Raw genomic sequence first — 584 nt, forward strand, 5'->3', positions numbered from 1 at the left:
TTCGGCTTGCCATAACCGCGCTGAGCTTCGATATCCGCCTGTCTCATAAGGCGCAACACTCGGTCTCGGCCACAGGGAATCTTCGCTTCCATTAGGTCCAGATGAATATTGCGATAACCTGAATGACAACCGCTTTCCAGCCAGAACTGCTTTATGAGCCCAGTAAGTCGCTTATCTTCTTGTGCTCGACGAGACTGCGGCTCACGCAACCAATCGTAGTAACCGCTAGGGTTAACCTGCATCGCGCGACAAAGTCGGCGAACGGGATACTTGTCAGTGCGAGCTTTTATGAACGGGTAGCGTTCTTTGACTCGCCTGCAAAGAACACCGCGGCCTCCTTTAGGATGTCCCTCTCTTCAGTGGCTCGTTTAAGTTCACGTTTTAATCGAGCAACCTCAGCGCGTAGATCAGCGTCCTCATCACGTTGCTTCTTGGGCTTACTAAAGACCTTGATCCAGTCATAAAGGCTCTTGTTTGAAATGCCGAGCCGCTGCGAAACATCCGCCACCGAATAACCATGAACCACTACCTGGTTCACGGCCTCTTGCTTAAACTCGTCGTTGTATCGGGTTCCTTTACCCATG

At 51.4% G+C, this 584-nt stretch carries 2 protein-coding genes; both read right to left on the reverse strand.

The features are described from left to right. The coding region (locus tag IE055_RS17760) for an IS3 family transposase (protein WP_189403039.1) at positions 1-242 on the reverse strand (242 nt) is incomplete at its 3' end. Positions 243-286: 44 nt separating this feature from the next. Beyond that, on the reverse strand, positions 287-584 hold a 298-nt coding region (locus tag IE055_RS17765), incomplete at its 5' end, for a transposase (protein ID WP_189403040.1).

Origin of the sequence: Arenicella chitinivorans (assembly GCF_014651515.1) — a bacterium.
GTDB classification, from domain to species: domain Bacteria; phylum Pseudomonadota; class Gammaproteobacteria; order Arenicellales; family Arenicellaceae; genus Arenicella; species Arenicella chitinivorans.